Origin of the sequence: Rhizobium sp. B21/90 (genome assembly GCF_019355815.1) — a bacterium.
In the GTDB taxonomy this organism is placed as follows: Bacteria; Pseudomonadota; Alphaproteobacteria; order Rhizobiales; family Rhizobiaceae; genus Rhizobium; species Rhizobium rhododendri.
The window spans coordinates 2,425,003-2,441,360 of sequence record NZ_CP072162.1; the positions used below are offsets into that span (position 1 = coordinate 2,425,003).

The 16,358-nt window shown below is 60.4% G+C and carries 17 protein-coding genes; 10 read left to right on the forward strand and 7 right to left on the reverse strand.

All coding sequences use genetic code 11. The annotated features are described in order from the left end of the window. Positions 1–60 precede the first annotated feature (60 nt). Complete coding sequence (locus J5278_RS11515; RefSeq protein ID WP_209183634.1) at positions 61–1,320, forward strand: cyclopropane-fatty-acyl-phospholipid synthase family protein; 1,260 nt, start codon at positions 61–63, stop codon at positions 1,318–1,320. After that, positions 1,307–2,743 (forward strand): MFS transporter, encoded by a 1,437-nt coding sequence (locus tag J5278_RS11520; RefSeq protein ID WP_247749088.1) that lies wholly within the window; start codon positions 1,307–1,309, stop codon positions 2,741–2,743. Before J5278_RS11515 ends, J5278_RS11520 begins: the two co-directional genes overlap by 14 nt. Here J5278_RS11520 and J5278_RS11525 read toward each other — a convergent pair. Next, positions 2,679–3,509, reverse strand: coding sequence for an SDR family NAD(P)-dependent oxidoreductase (locus J5278_RS11525; protein ID WP_209183633.1), 831 nt, complete (start codon positions 3,507–3,509; stop codon positions 2,679–2,681). The genes J5278_RS11520 and J5278_RS11525 overlap by 65 nt on opposite strands. 100 nt (positions 3,510–3,609) lie before the next feature. Next, complete coding sequence (locus J5278_RS11530; protein WP_209183632.1) at positions 3,610–4,260, reverse strand: ChrR family anti-sigma-E factor; 651 nt, start codon at positions 4,258–4,260, stop codon at positions 3,610–3,612. Between the two features lie 212 nt (positions 4,261–4,472). On the opposite strand from J5278_RS11530, the gene J5278_RS11535 reads away from it, so the two are divergent. Genes J5278_RS11535 through J5278_RS11550 form a run of 4 tightly spaced genes read left to right on the forward strand, consistent with a single transcriptional unit; the run spans position 4,473 to position 7,695 of the window. Then, positions 4,473–5,513, forward strand: coding sequence for a cysteine synthase A (locus J5278_RS11535; RefSeq protein WP_209183631.1), 1,041 nt, complete (start codon positions 4,473–4,475; stop codon positions 5,511–5,513). 6 nt (positions 5,514–5,519) lie between these two features. Beyond that, positions 5,520–6,257 (forward strand): alanyl-tRNA editing protein, encoded by a 738-nt coding sequence (locus J5278_RS11540; protein ID WP_209184106.1) that lies wholly within the window; start codon positions 5,520–5,522, stop codon positions 6,255–6,257. Positions 6,258–6,274: 17 nt separating this feature from the next. Beyond that, positions 6,275–7,129, forward strand: a complete 855-nt coding sequence (gene sseA / locus J5278_RS11545) for a 3-mercaptopyruvate sulfurtransferase (RefSeq protein ID WP_209183630.1) — start codon at positions 6,275–6,277, stop codon at positions 7,127–7,129. A 2-nt stretch (positions 7,130–7,131) separates the two neighbouring features. Beyond that, positions 7,132–7,695 carry a GNAT family N-acetyltransferase gene (locus J5278_RS11550; protein WP_209183629.1) on the forward strand — a complete coding sequence of 188 codons (564 nt, stop codon included), beginning with the start codon at positions 7,132–7,134 and terminating at the stop codon, positions 7,693–7,695. A gap of 2 nt (positions 7,696–7,697) precedes the next feature. Here the strand turns inward: J5278_RS11550 and J5278_RS11555 are convergent, their stop codons facing one another. Beyond that, positions 7,698–7,862 carry a hypothetical protein gene (locus tag J5278_RS11555; RefSeq protein ID WP_209183628.1) on the reverse strand — a complete coding sequence of 55 codons (165 nt, stop codon included), beginning with the start codon at positions 7,860–7,862 and terminating at the stop codon, positions 7,698–7,700. A 113-nt stretch (positions 7,863–7,975) separates the two neighbouring features. On the opposite strand from J5278_RS11555, the gene J5278_RS11560 reads away from it, so the two are divergent. Next, positions 7,976–8,485 carry a DUF1203 domain-containing protein gene (locus J5278_RS11560; RefSeq protein WP_209183627.1) on the forward strand — a complete coding sequence of 170 codons (510 nt, stop codon included), beginning with the start codon at positions 7,976–7,978 and terminating at the stop codon, positions 8,483–8,485. Positions 8,486–8,500: 15 nt separating this feature from the next. Here the strand turns inward: J5278_RS11560 and ald are convergent, their stop codons facing one another. Then, entirely contained in the window at positions 8,501–9,619 is a 1,119-nt protein-coding gene (gene ald / locus J5278_RS11565) for an alanine dehydrogenase (protein WP_209183626.1), read from the reverse strand. 151 nt (positions 9,620–9,770) lie between these two features. On the opposite strand from ald, the gene J5278_RS11570 reads away from it, so the two are divergent. The 3 genes from J5278_RS11570 (at position 9,771) to J5278_RS11580 (ending at position 12,762) form a co-directional block, all read left to right on the forward strand. After that, positions 9,771–10,232 (forward strand): Lrp/AsnC family transcriptional regulator, encoded by a 462-nt coding sequence (locus J5278_RS11570; protein ID WP_209183625.1) that lies wholly within the window; start codon positions 9,771–9,773, stop codon positions 10,230–10,232. 81 nt (positions 10,233–10,313) lie between these two features. Then, the gene (locus J5278_RS11575; protein ID WP_111220727.1) at positions 10,314–10,664 is read left to right on the forward strand and encodes a PilZ domain-containing protein; all 351 of its coding nucleotides are present in this window, start codon (positions 10,314–10,316) and stop codon (positions 10,662–10,664) included. A 112-nt stretch (positions 10,665–10,776) separates the two neighbouring features. Continuing rightward, the gene (locus J5278_RS11580) at positions 10,777–12,762 is read left to right on the forward strand and encodes a bifunctional 2',3'-cyclic-nucleotide 2'-phosphodiesterase/3'-nucleotidase (RefSeq protein WP_209183624.1); all 1,986 of its coding nucleotides are present in this window, start codon (positions 10,777–10,779) and stop codon (positions 12,760–12,762) included. A gap of 64 nt (positions 12,763–12,826) precedes the next feature. Here the strand turns inward: J5278_RS11580 and J5278_RS11585 are convergent, their stop codons facing one another. The 3 genes from J5278_RS11585 to ilvA form a co-directional block, all read right to left on the reverse strand. Continuing rightward, positions 12,827–14,095: a diguanylate cyclase gene (locus tag J5278_RS11585; protein WP_209183623.1), complete on the reverse strand. Its 1,269-nt coding sequence runs from the start codon at positions 14,093–14,095 to the stop codon at positions 12,827–12,829. A 319-nt stretch (positions 14,096–14,414) separates the two neighbouring features. Beyond that, positions 14,415–14,747, reverse strand: coding sequence for an HlyU family transcriptional regulator (locus J5278_RS11590; protein WP_209183622.1), 333 nt, complete (start codon positions 14,745–14,747; stop codon positions 14,415–14,417). A 41-nt stretch (positions 14,748–14,788) separates the two neighbouring features. Next, positions 14,789–16,003, reverse strand: coding sequence for a threonine ammonia-lyase (gene ilvA, locus J5278_RS11595; RefSeq protein WP_374108582.1), 1,215 nt, complete (start codon positions 16,001–16,003; stop codon positions 14,789–14,791). Positions 16,004–16,358: the final 355 nt, after the last annotated feature.

The following is a 16,358-nucleotide window of genomic DNA, read 5'->3' on the forward strand; positions in this document are numbered from 1 at the left end:
CAAGTCCCGGTCGCACATCATATAGGTGCAGGAGCCAAGCCAATTGCTACCGGAGCATCGATGACTGACAGGCAGGACTGGACGAAATTCGCCGAGGGCGCCGAGATTCTGACGCACGACAACATCGCGCGCGTCTCCAAGGGATTGCCGTTTAAGGCGCGACTTGCCCTTCGCGGGCTACTGCAGATGCAGACCGGTTCGCTCGCCATCCAGATGCCGGACGGCCGCAAGGTGGTCGTTGTCGGCAAGATGGAGGGTCCCAAGGCTGCCGTGACGCTGCGCAACTGGAAGCTTGCCTACCGGGCGCTGCTTACGGGCACGATTGGCGTCGCGGAGACTTATATGGACGGCGATTGGGACAGCCCCGACATCGTGTCCTTCCTGCAGCTTTTCCTGATCAACGGCGAAGCAGCCGACCAGTATGCCAACGGCACCGGCGGCATCATGCAGGTCGTCGAAAAGATCCGCCACTGGATGCGCGGCAACAGCAAGGCCGGATCCAAGCGCAATATTTCGGCGCATTACGATCTCGGCAACGACTTCTACAAAGCGTGGCTCGATCCGAGCATGACCTATTCCTCCGCGCTCTATTCGACCGGCGCCAACGACCTGCAGTCGGCCCAGAATGCGAAATACCGGGCCTTGGCAGAGGCCACCGGCATCAAGCCGGGCGACCATGTGCTGGAGATCGGCTGCGGCTGGGGCGGGTTTGCCGAATTCGCCGCGCGGGAAATGGGGTGCCGCGTTACTGGCCTGACCATCAGCCGCGAACAGCTGGTCTTCGCCGAAGAGCGTATCCGCAAGGCTGGCCTCAGCGACCGCGTCGATTTCCGCTTCCAGGACTATCGCGACGAAACCGGTGTCTACGACAAGATTATCTCGATCGAAATGTTCGAGGCGGTCGGCGAGAAATACTGGTCGACCTATTTCACCAAGCTGAAGGACTGCCTGAAGCCAGGTGGCCAGGCTGGCCTGCAGATCATCACGATCAAGCCGGAGGCCTTTGCGAAGTACAAGGCCAATCCGGACTTCATCCAGAAATACGTCTTTCCCGGCGGCATGCTCCCGACGCCGGAACATCTCCTGGCGCTGAGCCGGAAGGTAGACCTGTCGATGGTCAAGGATTTCGGTTTCGGGCTCGACTACGCCCGGACGCTGGCTGAATGGCGCGACCGCTTCTGGGCCGCCTGGGAGCGGGTGAAGCCGCTTGGGTTCGATGACCGTTTCAAGCGGCTCTGGGACTTCTACCTGTTCTACTGCGAGGCGGGCTTCCTCTCGCGCAATATCGACGTGCGCCAGGTGGTTTTTGCCAGGGCGTGACGCGGACGGACTTCGTTCACCTCAGTCGAGCGGTGAGCGACCGATCGGCTGGTGGCGGCTTCTGGCATACGCGCTGCCGGCAGCGCCACTCGCAGCGCTCGGCCTGCCGCTCTATGCGGTGGTGCCAACCTACTACACCGAAACCATAGGCCTCCCCCTTGCCGGCGTCGGCTTCGTGCTGCTGCTGGTGAGGATATTCGATGCCGTATCCGATCCGCTGGTCGGCGTGGTCGCGGATCGCTTCCGACCTCGCTTCGGCCGACGTCGCCTGCTTTTTTCGCTTTCGGTACCCATCGCCTCGCTTGCCGCGCTGATGCTCTATTCGCCGCCACCGGGTGTGACGCTTCTGTGGCTTAGCGTCTGGGGCGTAGTGCTGTCTCTCGGCTATACGATGGCGATGGTGCCCTATTCGGCATGGGGCGCGGAGCTGATCGACGACTACAGTGGGCGCACATCGCTCACCAGCCTTCGCGAGGGCATCTCCCTGATCGGGGTGCTGATTGCCATCGTCGTGCCATTCGCCATCGGCATGGAGCGCGGCGCTGCGATTTCCGGACTGGCCGTGCTCGGCATCATCGTCGCGATCAGCTTGCCGGTCTCGGGCCTGATGGCCGTGATTTTCGTGCCGGAACCGCGCGAGCATAGCGTTGCCAGGGTGGCGCTTCGGCAGAGCCTCGGATTTCTGGCGGCAAACAAGCCGTTCGTCCGCCTGCTGATCGCCTATTTCATCAACGGCTTTGCCAACGGGATCCCCGCGACACTCTTTCTCTATTTTGTATCGGACCGGCTTGGGCTGCCGCAATCGCGCGGGCCGCTGCTGTTTATCTATTTCCTGTTCGGCATCGCCGGTGTTCCGCTGGCGACGCTGGCTGCCAGACGCTTCGGCAAGCATCGCGCCTGGTGCATTGCGATGATCGTTGCCTGTGCCGCCTTCGTCGCAGCGCCGCTGCTGCCTTCCGGTTCGCTCTATGGTTTTGGAGCCATCTGCGTCGTCACCGGCCTCATGCTGGGCTTCGACCTGTCGCTGCCGCCGGCGATCCAGGCCGATGTCATCGATGTCGACACTGCCCAATCCGGCTCGCAGCGCGGCGGCCTCTATTTTGCCGCCTGGGGTCTGGCCACCAAGCTGTCGCTGGCGGCGGGTGTGGGGCTGATCTTTCCACTGCTGTCCGCCTTCGGCTTCGATGCAGCGGCCGGTGCCGGCAACCGGCCGCAGGCTCTCTGGACGCTGGCCATCGCCTATGCGTGGATACCCATCGTGCTGAAACTCGTCGCGGTGGCGCTGATGTGGAATTTTCCGCTCGACGAGGCAGCGCACAAGATATTGCGCTCCCGTATCGATGGCAGCAGGCCAGCCGCTACTCGGCTGGATGCGGAGAGGGATCGCGCGGAGACTCCACCGCCCGCTCGGGCCATCCGGTAAACCGGTTGATGGCCTTGAAATAGAGATTGTAGGGCAGGAATTTCAGCAGCTTCAGCCTTAGCGTAAAACTCTTCGGAAAGCTGATCTCGAAGGAGAGCGACTTCAGGCCTGCGGCGATCTCATCCGCAGCGACCTGGGCGGTCACCAGCGACGGCATAGGGAACTGGTTGTTCTTTGTGGCTTCGGTATCGACGAAGCCCGGATTGATGACCTGGATTCGGATGCCGAGTTTATCGAGATCGAATTTCAGGCTTTCAGCCATGTTGATGAGCGCCGCTTTGGTGGCTCCATAGGCAGCACTTGTCGGCAGCCCTCCGTAGCCGGTCACAGAGGAGACGATAGCAATCTGGCCCTGCCCCTTCGTCTTCATGTGACGGACTGCGGGGATCAAACAATTGACCACGCCGGACAAATTAACGGCGAAGCTTCGCTCGAAGTCCTCGTGTTTCAGATGCGCACCGTCCACGGGCAGATAGACGCCGGCATTGAAGATCGCCATGGCCAGGGTGCCGTGCTGGTACTCTATGGCGGCGACTGTGTGTTCCATGTCCTCGGCACTGGTAACGTCGCCATCGAGAACGATGATGCTGCCGGCAAGTCCTGCCGCCTCCAACTGGAGTTCGAGCAGCTTGTCATGGTTGCGGGCGGTCACGGCGACCCGGTACCCCTCACCCGCCAGCTTGAGCGCGAGCGCCCGTCCAATGCCCGAGCTGGCTCCGGAAATCCAGACGATCCCATGATCGGGTCGGGCGACATAGTCACGCATCTCGTTTGCTCCTCGGCGGGTCCGGTTCAACACCAGGCGATGTCAGAAAGTTCCTGTCCAGCAGTTTGTCGCTGCCGATAGCACGCTATTGTGGCTGCTTTCAGCCGAGCAGGTCGCCAACGAGACGCGTCAGCGGCCCCTTGAATTTTATCGGCGCCTCGAGCACCGAAAAGGCAATGCAGGGCCGGTCGTTTTCGGCGACCGGCCGGTGTACGATGCTGTCGTCGGCGATCGATATCTCGCCCGGCCCGTAGCGGCCGCGCGCATCCGAGAATGCACCCTCCAGCACCAGCGTCAACTCGGCGCCCTCATGGGTGTGGGTCGGCAGCTTCCTGCCGGCTCGGATCCACATCAGGTTCACCTTGCAGCCATCGATTTCGCCAAGGCCGTATTTCTTGAAGCCCGGCAACTTGCTGCGCCACGGGATATCCGCAAGATCGTAACCGATGAAATCGCGCAGCGTCTGTGGCAACCCGCCGTCACCTGATCTTTCGACCGGTCGTGGCGCCGGTTCCGACGAGGCCGGCGACGCGAAAATTGCAGCAAGCCGGGCGTTCCTGTCACCGGGATCTGCGGCAGGCATTTGTTCCAGAGCCTCGCCTGCAAGTGCTTCCAGATCATGGACGATTAAACGATTGATGGGCTGCATCTCGAGATGGGCAGCAACAAGAATGCGGGCAGGTTCCGGAAGCGAGCCGGCAACATAATGCGCCATAAGCGCGTCGAAAGTATCGATCTGATTGCCCACCATATTCGTTCCGACCAAGACCGTTCACCCGCTCGAACTTTTCTGCTGACGCTTACGCCAAAAGTCAATCGACAGATCACCAAGGCAGACTTATTGCTTGGAGCCAATGAATTTTATCGCACCGGCCGCCCTATGAGAACGGTATTTCTTGCCAATGCCGCCTTGTGGAGAGAAAAGACCGTTCTTACAATAGGATCAAACAGAAGGCAGATCCCATGAGCGTTTACCCCTCCGTCCTCGAAGCGATCGGCCACACACCTCTTATCAAGCTGAAGGGCGCCTCAGAGGCGACCGGCTCGACGATCTATGGCAAGGCGGAATTCCTGAACCCTGGCCAGTCCGTCAAGGATCGTGCGGCGCTCTACATCATCCGCGATGCCGAGAAAAAGGGACTACTGCGGCCTGGAGGCGTCATCGTCGAGGGCACGGCCGGCAACACCGGCATCGGCCTCACGCTCGTCGCCAAGGCGCTGGGCTATCGCACCGTCATCGTCATCCCGGAAACGCAGAGCCAGGAGAAGAAGGACGCGCTGAGGCTGCTCGGTGCGGAACTGGTCGAGGTGCCAGCCGCCCCTTACAAAAACCCCAATAATTACGTCAAAGTTTCCGGCCGGCTCGCAGAACAACTGGCAAAGACCGAGCCGAACGGCGCCATCTGGGCGAACCAGTTCGACAACCTCGCCAACCGCCAGGCGCACATCGAGACGACGGCGCGCGAAATCTGGGATGATACGCATGGCAAGGTCGACGGCTTCATCTGCGCGGTCGGTTCCGGCGGCACGCTGGCCGGAACGGCGATGGGGCTGCATGGCTTCAACAAGGGCATCAAGATCGGGCTTGCCGATCCCGAAGGTGCATCGCTCTATGAGTTCTATGCCCATGGTACGCTGAAATCCGAGGGATCGTCGATCACCGAAGGTATCGGCCAGGGGCGCATCACAGCCAATCTCGAGGGCTTCAAGCCTGATTTTGCCTACCGGATCTCTGATGCCGACGCATTGCCGATTGTCTTCGACCTTGCAGCACATGAGGGGCTATGCCTCGGCGGCTCCTCAGCGATCAACATAGCCGGCGCGATGCGGATGGCGAAGGATCTCGGCCCCGGGCACACCATCGTCACCATCCTCTGCGACTATGGCAACCGCTACCAGTCCAAGCTCTTCAACCCGGACTTCCTGAAATCAAAGGGCCTGCCTGTGCCGGATTGGCTGACGGCGTCCCCGCAGATTTCCGTTCCCTATGAACGGGTCGCGTGATTGCCGATGACAGTCGAGGCGCTCTTCCGTGACGATTTCTATCTGTCGACCGTCGAGGCGACGGTGACTGCAGTGCACGAGGACGGCAGCATCGAGGTCGACCGGACCTGCTTTTATGCAACATCGGGCGGTCAGCCCGGCGATACCGGATTTCTGGAACGCAGCGACGGCTCAAGGATCATGCTTGGCCAGGCCCGCCATGGCGCGACCAAGGACATTATCCTGCACACACCGCTCAAAGGCGAGGCCGTGCCTTCCGTCGGCGAGACAGTGGTTCTGCACATCGACTGGCCGCGCCGCTACCGGCTGATGCGGATGCACACCGCCTGCCATCTCCTGTCCGTCGTCTGCCCCTACCCGATCACAGGCGCTGCCGTCGGCGAAGACGAGAGCCGCGTCGACTTCGACATGAGCGAGGCCATCGACAAGGACGATGTGACGGCGAAGCTCATGACGCTCGTCAACGAAAATCACCCAATCACCCTGCAATGGATTACCGACGAAGAGCTTGCAGCCAATCCGGGCATCGTCAAGTCCAAGAACGTTCGGCCTCCGATAGGACTTGGCCGGGTCAGTCTCGTCTGCATCGGCGAAAGTTCGTCCGTTGACAGCCAGCCCTGCGGCGGCACACATGTGTCGGAGACGCAGGAGGTCGGCGCGATCTTCATCGCCAAGATCGAAAAAAAGGGCAAGGAAAACCGGCGCTTTCGCATCCGCTTCGGAACGCCCGGGCAAGAAGCCTGAACAGCATGGAGATCAGCATGAGTGTCGACCAAAGCCGTTTTGTCGTATCGGCCGACTGGCTGCAACAGCAGCTTGGCGCTCCGGACCTGAAGGTGGTCGACGCCGCGTTCTATCTTCCGGCGCAGAAGCGGGACGCGGAGGCCGAATACGCCGCCGGCCATATTCCGGGCGCCGTTCGTTTCGACCATGACAAGATCGCCGATCACTCCACAGACCTGCCGCACATGGTGCCCTCCCCGGACTATTTCGCCGAACAGGTCGGCAAGCTCGGGATATCGGCAACCGACCGGATCGTCGTCTATGACGGTCCCGGTATCTTTTCGGCACCGCGCGTCTGGTGGTTGTTCCGCATCATGGGCGCTAGCAACGTCGTAGTTCTGGATGGCGGCCTCGATGGCTGGAAGGCCGAGGGCCGTCCCCTGGAAACGACGGCGCCGGATCCGCAGCCCGCAACCTTCATCCATGTATTCGACGACAAGCGCGTGGTCGGCTTCGAGGACATGCGCGATATCGTCTCCAGCGGCGCCATGCAGATTGCCGATGCGCGCAGCGCCGGCCGGTTCGCAGCCGAGGAACCCGAACCCCGCGCCGGCATGCGCTCCGGCCACATGCCGGGTGCCCGGAGCCTGCCTTCCGGCTCCTTTTCGACCGGCGGCAAGCTGAAGACGCTGTCCGAACTGAAGCAGACCATCGAAGCTGCCGGCATCGATCTTTCCAAGCCGGTCGTCACCAGTTGCGGTTCGGGTATCACTGCGGCAATCATCACGCTGGCGCTGGAATCACTCGATCACAGCGACAACCGGCTCTATGACGGCTCCTGGACGGAATGGGGAAGCCGGCAGGACACACCCATCGCCACCGGCAAGGCTTGAACATGACTGAAACATCCCTCGCACAGATACCGGTCCAGATCACCCGACTGGAAATGACTGCGCCGCCGAAGACCAGCCTGGCGATCCCGATCAATATCCAGGCTGCCGTCATGCGGGCGCCGAAGATCCCGCTGCCGTTCTACCGCTATCTCTACCGGCAGGTCGGTGCCCGATGGCAGTGGGTGGACCGGATGAGAATGAGCGACGAGGAACTGACAACCGTGCTCCACGACGAGCGCAACGACGTCAGCGTCCTCTACGTCAACGGCGCGCCGGCCGGCTTCTTCGAACATTTTCGCGTCGACGAGGACACGATCGAGCTTAGTCACTTCGGGCTGATAGAGCACGCGCTGGGGCTCGGCATCGGCAAGTGGTTTCTGCTGCAGGCTCTCTATGCCCTGTGGCTTTCGAACCCGCAGAAGATCGTGGTAACCACCAACAATCTCGACCATCCGCGCGCACTGCAGCTTTACCAGATGTTCGGTTTCTCACCGGTATCGACGGCGCAGGGCACCGTCACGCCGCTGACGGACGACGAGTTGCTCGAGATCATCAAGCGCGGCTGAGGCTAGCGTGACAGGCCGCTTGGCCGGCGCGGATCTGTGCGCCGGTCTATTTCGAGCGATTGTCCGGCTGTGGCCCTGAGGTCGGCAACCTCTCGCCGCAATGCGCTAAGTTCTTCGAGTATCTTGTCATTCTGCCTGGCGAGATAGTCGAGATCGATGTTCGGCATGCTGAAACTCCCTTTTAGTCGAAAAATAGCGCTATGAAAACGAACGGCAAGAAACGGGTGGTTTCGCGCTGATGGGAGCCGCATGTCATGACGACCTCAAAGGGAGATCTGTCATGTCCAACATTCGTTTCGCCGCCATGCCCCACACCGATGCCGAAGCTCTCTGGAACGGAGCCACCGATGCCTACGGGAGGCTGCCGGAAACCACGGTCTCCGATGGCCCAGGCAATCCCTGCCGGCATTGCCTTCGCAATATCAACGCCGGGGATGAATTGCTGGTCTTTGCCTATCGGCCCTTTCCGGCGCTGCAGCCGTACGCCGAAACCGGCCCGGTCTTTCTGCACAAGGTACCTTGCCAGCGCTATGCGGCAGAGGAGGTCCTGCCGCCCGTTCTGTCCGGCACCCGCGACTTCATCGTGCGGGGATACAACGACAGCAATCGCATCGTCTACGGCACCGGCGCCGTCACGGCCACCGGCGACATTCCCGCCTATGCCGAAACACTGCTGGAGCGGCCGGAAATAGCTTATGTCCACGTCCGATCGGCGCGCAACAACTGCTACCAGTGCCGCATAGACAAGCAAAAGGCGCCGGTCCACGGGGAGCCCGGCGCCTTCATCTGACAGTTAGCCCTGCGGTCAGGCGACGTTCAGGATGCTGTCCGGCGCAACGGCTTCATAGCCGAGTGCTTCGGCCACCGCTGCATTGACGATGCGGCCCTTGTGGACGTTGAGACCGTTGCGCAGATGGCGATCTTCGGCGATGGCGCGGAGGCCACGATCGGCAAGCGCTAGGCCATGGTGAAGCGTGGCGTTGTTCAGCGCATGGGCGGATGTCACGGGCACGGCGCCGGGCATGTTGGCGACGCAATAATGCACGACGCCTTCGACGACGTAGGTCGGATCGGAATGCGTCGTTGCATGGGAGGTCTCGAAGCAACCGCCCTGGTCGATGGCGACATCGACGATGACGGCACCCTTCTTCATGCCGGTCAGCATGTCCCGGGTCACGAGTTTTGGCGCAGCAGCACCAGGGATAAGCACGGCACCGATGACCAGGTCGGCGGAGAAGACTTCGTCCTCCAGCGCCTGGATGCTGGAATAGCGGGTATGGACGCGACCGGCAAAGAGGTCATCGAGCTGGCGCAGGCGCGGCAGGGAGCGATCGAGGATGGTGACGTCTGCACCTAGGCCGACGGCCATGCGGGCAGCGTGCAGCCCGACGACACCGCCGCCGATAACGGTGACCTTGCCCGGCAGCACGCCCGGGACGCCGCCGAGGAGGACGCCGAGACCGCCATTGGCCTTCTGCAATGCCGTCGCTCCAGCCTGGATCGACAGGCGTCCGGCGACTTCCGACATCGGTGCAAGCAATGGCAGGCCGCCACGGTCGTCGGTCACAGTCTCATAGGCAATGGCGGTGACGCCGGAAGCCAGCAGGCCCTTTGTCTGCTCCGGATCCGGAGCAAGATGGAGATAGGTATAGAGGATCTGGCCTTCGCGCAGCTGCGCCCATTCCTGCGGCTGCGGCTCCTTGACCTTGACGATCATGTCGCAGCCCTCGAAAATTTCCTTGGCCGAGCCGACAATCTTGGCACCGGCCGCTGCATAGGCGTGGTCGTCGGCACCGATGCCGGCCCCCGCCTTGGTCTCGATCCAGACCTGGTGGCCGTGGGCGACGTAATCGCGCACGGCGGCAGGCGTCAGGCCTACGCGGTATTCGTGGTTCTTGATTTCCTTCGGGCAGCCGATGCGCATGTTCGTTCCTCTTAATAGCCGTCCGCTTTTGCGGATCGTGATGCTTGAGTGAACCATTTCGGCGACGCAATGTCCTTGCAAAGACGGTTTGCATAACTGCCGCTTTTCGACGATAATTGCGTTTTATGGTCAAATATCGAAGGAAATTCGAATGTCCGAGCTCGATGCCATCGATCGTGCCATTTTGAGAGCTCTGCAGCAGAATGCTCGGATCACCAATGCCGAGCTTGCCGTCAAGGCTGGTCTTTCGCCATCAGCCTGTTCGCGCCGCGTCGATATTCTCGAAAAGAACGGCACCATCGGCGGCTACCACACGCGCCTGTCGCACAAGGCGCTGGACTACCGGATGATCGCCGTTGTCCATATCTCGTTGTCCGGCCAGTTCGCCAAAACACTGACCGAGTTCGAAACGGCGGTGAAACTCTGTCCCAACGTGCTTGTTTGCTATCTGATGTCGGGCGAGTACGACTATATCCTGCGGGTCGCAGCACGCGATCTGGAGGACTACGAGCGCATCCACCGCGACTGGATTTCCGCCTTGCCGCACGTGGTCAAGATCAATTCGAGCTTCGCACTGCGAGAGGTAATCGACAGGCCGAATGTCGGTCTTTAACCGGATTACCACGCTTCGAAACTTAAGCTTGGCATAGACTCATTATCAACGTCTGTCGGCTAATCCTTAACTGGAGGCAGGATGACAATGCAGAACGAACCCAATATGCTCGGTATGAAGGTGCGCAGCCAGGTTCGGCGCCATGCGCGCCTGGTCGGCAGCGTCAGATATCTCAATCGTGAAACCGAAGGACGCATCGTCGATCTTTCGCCCACGGGCCTGGCTCTCGATCTGAGCGGCGCCTTCCTCGGAGCGGCCGGCAGCAAGGTCCGCATCGACTGCGAAGAAATCGGCACCATCGAGGGGACGGTCCGCTGGATGCGCAATGGCCGCATTGGCGTCGAATTCAACCGCAGTTCCAATGCGGCGGCGCAGGTCAGCTCCTATTTCCGATTTTTCCACAAGGATATCACCCCGGTTCTGAAACGCTGACCGCTTGCCGGACTGGTGCCATCTACCTGTCACTTAACGGGTGCACTCCTCGATAAATCATCCTAGTCTCGCCCGGCGTCGGGGGACGTCGATGAATGCTGAGGAGAAAGCCATGCCTGCGAGTTTCGATTTTTCCATGTCCCGCCGCTCGTTGCTGGGCGGTCTCGGTGCGTCTGCAGCACTTGTGATGCTGCACCCCTTTTCGGCGCGCGCAGCCGGCAATCAGGCCCATCTGCGGCTGATGGAAACCACGGATATTCACGTCAACGTCTTCCCCTATGACTACTACGCCGACAAGCCGAACGAGACGATGGGGCTGACGCGGACGGCAACGATCATCGATTCCATACGCGCCGAAGCGACCAATTCAATTCTCGTGGATAATGGCGACGTTCTGCAGGGCAATCCGATGGGCGACTACATGGCCTATCAGCACGGCATGAAGGACGGCGACGTCCACCCCGTCATCAAGGCGATGAACACGCTCAATTACGATGTCGGCACGCTCGGCAACCACGAATTCAACTACGGCCTCGACTTCATGTTCAAGGTTCTGGGCGGCGCCAACTTCCCCTTCGTCTGCGCCAACCTCACCAGGGGGCAACTGGCCAGCGACCCGAAGAAGGACGACCTGTTCTTCAAGCCCTACCTGATCCTCGACAAGACCATCAAGGATGGCGCCGGCAAGGAGACGCCGATCAAGATCGGCTTCATCGGTTTCGTGCCGCCACAGATCATGCTCTGGGATATCAAGAACCTCGAGGGCAAGGCGCAGACCCGCGATATCGTCGAGGCCGCGAGGGCATGGGTACCCGTCATGAAGGAACAGGGCGCCGATATCATCATCGCCCTGTCGCATTCCGGCATCGATGGCGCTGCACCAACCGACCGGATGGAAAATGCATCGCTCTATGTCGCGGCAGTCGAAGGCATCGATGCGGTCTTCACGGGCCACCAGCATCTGGTCTTCCCCGGCCCGAAAACGTGGGATGGGATCAAGGGCGCCGACCCCGTCAAGGGCACGCTGCAAGGCAAGCCTGCAGTCATGGGGGGCTTCTGGGGTTCCCACCTCGGCCTTATCGACCTGTTGCTGGAAAAGGACGGCAAGGACTGGAAGATCGTCGACTTCACATGCGAAGCCCGGCCGATCTATCACCGCGACGAAAAGAAGAAGGTTATCGCCGATGTCGGCGACAAGAAGGAAGTGGTCGAGGCAGCGAAAGCCGAGCACGAGGCAACCCTCGCCTATGTCCGCACGCCGGTCGGCAAGACGGCAGCACCGCTCTATTCCTATTTCGCGCTGGTGGCCGACGACCCCTCGGTCCAGATCGTCTCCAAGGCGCAAAGCTGGTACATCAAGGACATGCTGAAGGAGACGCAGTACAAGGATCTGCCTGTTCTCTCTGCCGCGGCGCCGTTCAAATGCGGTGGCCGCAACGGCCCGGACTACTACACCGACGTTGCCGCAGGTCCGATCGCCATCAAGAACGTCGCCGACCTCTACCTCTATCCGAACACAGTGCAGGCCGTGGTCATCAACGGAGCGCAGGTCAAGAACTGGCTGGAGATGTCGGCATCGATGTTCAACCAGATCACACCCGGCGCAAAAGATGCACCGCTGCTGAACCAGTCCTTCCCGTCGTTCAATTTCGACGTCATAGACGGCGTCACCTATCAGATCGACCTTTCGCAGAAGCGTCGGTTCGATGACGACGGCAAGCTGGTGAATGCCGATTCCAATCGCATCCAAAACCTGCAGTTCGACGGAAAACCGATTGATCCTGCGATGAAATTCCTGGTGGTCACAAACAACTACAGGGCTGGCGGCGGCGGCAAGTTTCCGGATATTGCCACGGACAAGGTGGTCTATCAGGCTCCTGATACAAATCGCGACGTCATCGTCCGCTATATCCACGATCAGGGTACCATCAACCCGAGCGCCGATGGCAACTGGACCTTCAAGCCGATGCCGGGCACCACCGTCGTGTTCGACAGCGCGCCGAAGGCGAAGACCTATATCGCCGACCTCAAAAGCGTCCACGTCGAGGATGTCGGCGACGGCGCCGACGGTTTCCATACGTTCCGTTTGATTCTCTGATCGCGGCCAGCTTATGCGACGGGTACCGATGGTGCCCGTCGGAACACCCAGCGCAACGCCGGCGTCAGCCCAGCGGCTTCCAGCCGGCGCGGCCGACGACCCGATTGCGGCCGTCGTTCTTGGCCATGTAAAGCCGGTCGTCGGCGATTGCCAGCAGACCGTTGAAGCTTGCGGCATCGTCCCCGGACGTTGCAACGCCGATGCTGATGGTGATGGGCTTGCCCCCTGGGTTGCGGATGGTTTCCGCCACCTGCCATCGCAGATGCTCGGCCAGAAGCAGTGCTTCGGCGTGGTTGGTCCGCGTGCAGAGCACCACGAATTCCTCGCCGCCGAACCGGAACAGCCGGTCGGTCGGGCGCAATGCGTTCGAGATTGCGGCGGCGACCGCCTTCAGAACGCCATCGCCCTCGAGATGGCCGAACTGGTCGTTGACCGCCTTGAATTCGTCGGCGTCGATCAGCAGCAGCGTCATGGTTTCGTTACGTTTCTGGCTATCGCGCAGTATCTGCGGCCCTTCGACCTCCATGCGGTTGCGATCGAACGTACCCGTCAGCAGATCGCGGCCGCTGCGAGAGACGAGATCGTCGTAGCGCTCGCGAAACGTCAGGTCGTGGAACACGTCGAGTACCGAGCGATGCGCGGTGGTCGCCAGATGTCGTCGTATGCCGCGCTGATAAAGCGCGAAAAGCCCCGAATAGATCAGGACCGCGAGAAGCTTGCCGATCCAGCCGCTCCAGAAGGCAGTCATCGGCACGCCGGCAAAATAATGCAGGGCCGCAAAGAAGCCGATCTGGTCGAACGTCAGCAGCACGAAGCCCGCGATCATGAAGCGCAGCACGACCCAGCGCTGTATGAAACGGCCCAGCTTCTCATAGAGCAGGATGATGCCGATGGCGTCGATGTAGAGCAGCGCCGTGCCCCAGATCATCAGCCAGCCCATCTCCCGAAGAAAAGCGAAATCCGTGCCGCGGCCCGGCGATAGTACGGCGGGAATCTGAAATTGCACCGCCCAGGCTATCGTCACCGTGAGCAAATTGCCGAGGAAGAGCCCGTAGATCGGCTGGCGAACGATCGCCGCATCCTCCTGCATATAGAGCATCAGGATCATCATCAGCTTGCCGGCGAAAAACACCGAGGAGCCGGGAGAGACAACGCCGAAAGGCAGTTCGACATAGAAGACGGCTGCCAGGTAGGTTTCCATGAAGTGCATGACGCCGAGCGCCGTCAAGAAGACGCCGAGCCCGATGCGGTGCCGCAAATGCAGGAGCGTCACCATGATCGTAAAATAGGCGACGGCCTCGAGCACGAACAAAGCCAGGTTAAGCTCCCTCATCGCATTGTCCGCTTTCGCCTCTTAAACGTGCTTTTGCACAACGACCGTTTAAGTTTGAAATATAGGACGACTGAGGTTCCGCCAAGTCTATTACAGTCGAATCCGGTATTTTGACGCAACGATGTTAACGCTGCGCGGTGCTAAGCAAGGAGAGAGAGTAGCGACACGCGGTGCTTAAGTGCAAAACTCGCAGAAATGCTGCTGAGGGAGCCGATTCGCGCCGGGTCCCGCGCCTTCTTGTCAATAACGTAAAATATTGTTTTAGCAGATCGCGTACGAGCAAGCTTCACATCCGCCACTGGTGAAATAGCCTAGCGACTCAGACTTGCCGGTTTGGGTCGCCATCGGCAAACAATGATGGGCCATGCTGATCGATGATCTGCTGTGCCTTGCGGAAGGTGGTCTCGACCGCGTCATCGACCGAACTGAAGACGTCCGCGCGGATGAAGTTGCGCACCAGGATTTCGCCGTTCACCTGCTTTTCGATGCGACCGGCCAGACGAAACTGGCTACCTTCCCGCTGGGGCACTGCGAAAATCTGGCAGTCCTGATAAGTCTGCGTGGCGGCTGGCGCCCCCGCCTTTGTGGCGTCGGCCTTGGGCCCGCCGGCACCGGTGAACATCGACAGGATGGATGAGAAGAAGGACGCCATTGTTTGCCTCTTGGTTGACCGCAGCCTGAAAGCGCAGATAGTCATATGATCAGGTTTGCAAGGATCTCATTGTCGGTGATGTCTTCGTAGCCAAGTCCGGCATTCTCGAAATTCTGCCGCAGCACCCCGAAACTGTCCGCATTCTTCACCTCTATACCGATCAGGATAGAGCCGAAATTACGGGCGCTCTTCTTCAGGTATTCGAAGCGGGCGATGTCGTCGTCAGGGCCGAGGAGATTGAGAAAATCGCGCAGCGCGCCCGGCCGCTGGGCCAGCCGCAGAATGAAGTACTTCTTTAGGCCCGCATGGCGCATGGCGCGCTCCTTGACGTCGGGCAGCCGCTCGAAATCGAAGTTGCCACCGGACACGACGGCAACGATGGTCTTGCCACGGATGGCGTCGCGATCCATCGCCTCGAGTGCGGTGATTGCCAGCGCGCCCGCCGGTTCGAGCACGACGCCTTCGACATTCAGCATATCGATGATCGTCACGCAGATGGCATTCTCCGGCATCAGCATCACCTGATCGGCGGGGAAAGCTCGCAATGCTTCAAAATTCAGATCGCCAATGCGGGCAACCGCCGCCCCGTCGACGAAATTATCGACCTTCGGCAATGTCAGCAGGCTTCCAGCCTCTATCGAGCGACGCAGGCTGGGAGCGCCCGCCGGCTCTACAAAGCGGAACGCCGACGGTGGCAGGACATCGCTGAAATAGCCGGTAATACCGGCAGCCAGTCCGCCGCCGCCGACCGGCATGACGACCAGATCCGGCAGCACGTCCTCCGGCAATTGCGCCGCGATTTCGGCCGCCACCGTCGCCTGACCTTCGATGATATCAGCATGGTCGAATGGCGGCACCATGAAGCCGTCATTGGCCGAGACGTAATCGCGGGCAGCCTGGTAGCACTGGTCGAAGAAGTCGCCGAAGAGTTTGATGGTGATGAATTCGCCGCCGAATATGCGGGTCTTCTCGATCTTCTGCTGCGGCGTTGTCACCGGCATGAAAACCACGCCGGGCACGCCGAAATGGCGGCACACGAAGGCAAACCCTTGCGCGTGGTTACCGGCCGATGCGCAGACGAAGACTTTCCCGGTACCGCCGGCTGCCATCTGCTTGCGGAAGAAGTTGAACGCGCCGCGGATCTTGTAGGATCGCACCGGCGTCAGGTCTTCGCGCTTCAGCCAGATATCGGCACCGTAGCGGGCGGAGAGATGCTCGTTGAATTGCAGCGGCGTCGCGGGGAAAATCTCCCGCATGGCTTCCTGTGCGCTGTCGACATCCCGTGTGTTCAAAATCTGAACGTCCTTCGTTGTTTCAAGCGTCTGGCTATGACACAGGCCGGCTGTCGAGATAAAGTCTCTTGTTTGTCTGAGGCTAGGCAAACTCCGATTTTTCGGTAATGAACCGCTTCATAGTGTCTCTTGCGAAAGAATCGTCGCAGACGACAAGGCTCAACCCCTCATTTCTTTGGATTGACATCTACTCGCGCGGTGCACTCTATACGGCAAGCCATCATGATGATGGTTAGAGGCCCGCTACGCGCCTGGTGTATCCGGGTTGGCGGGCTTCGTCTTTTTTAGACCGCCCCTTTTGGCGTGTGGATGCCAAGCC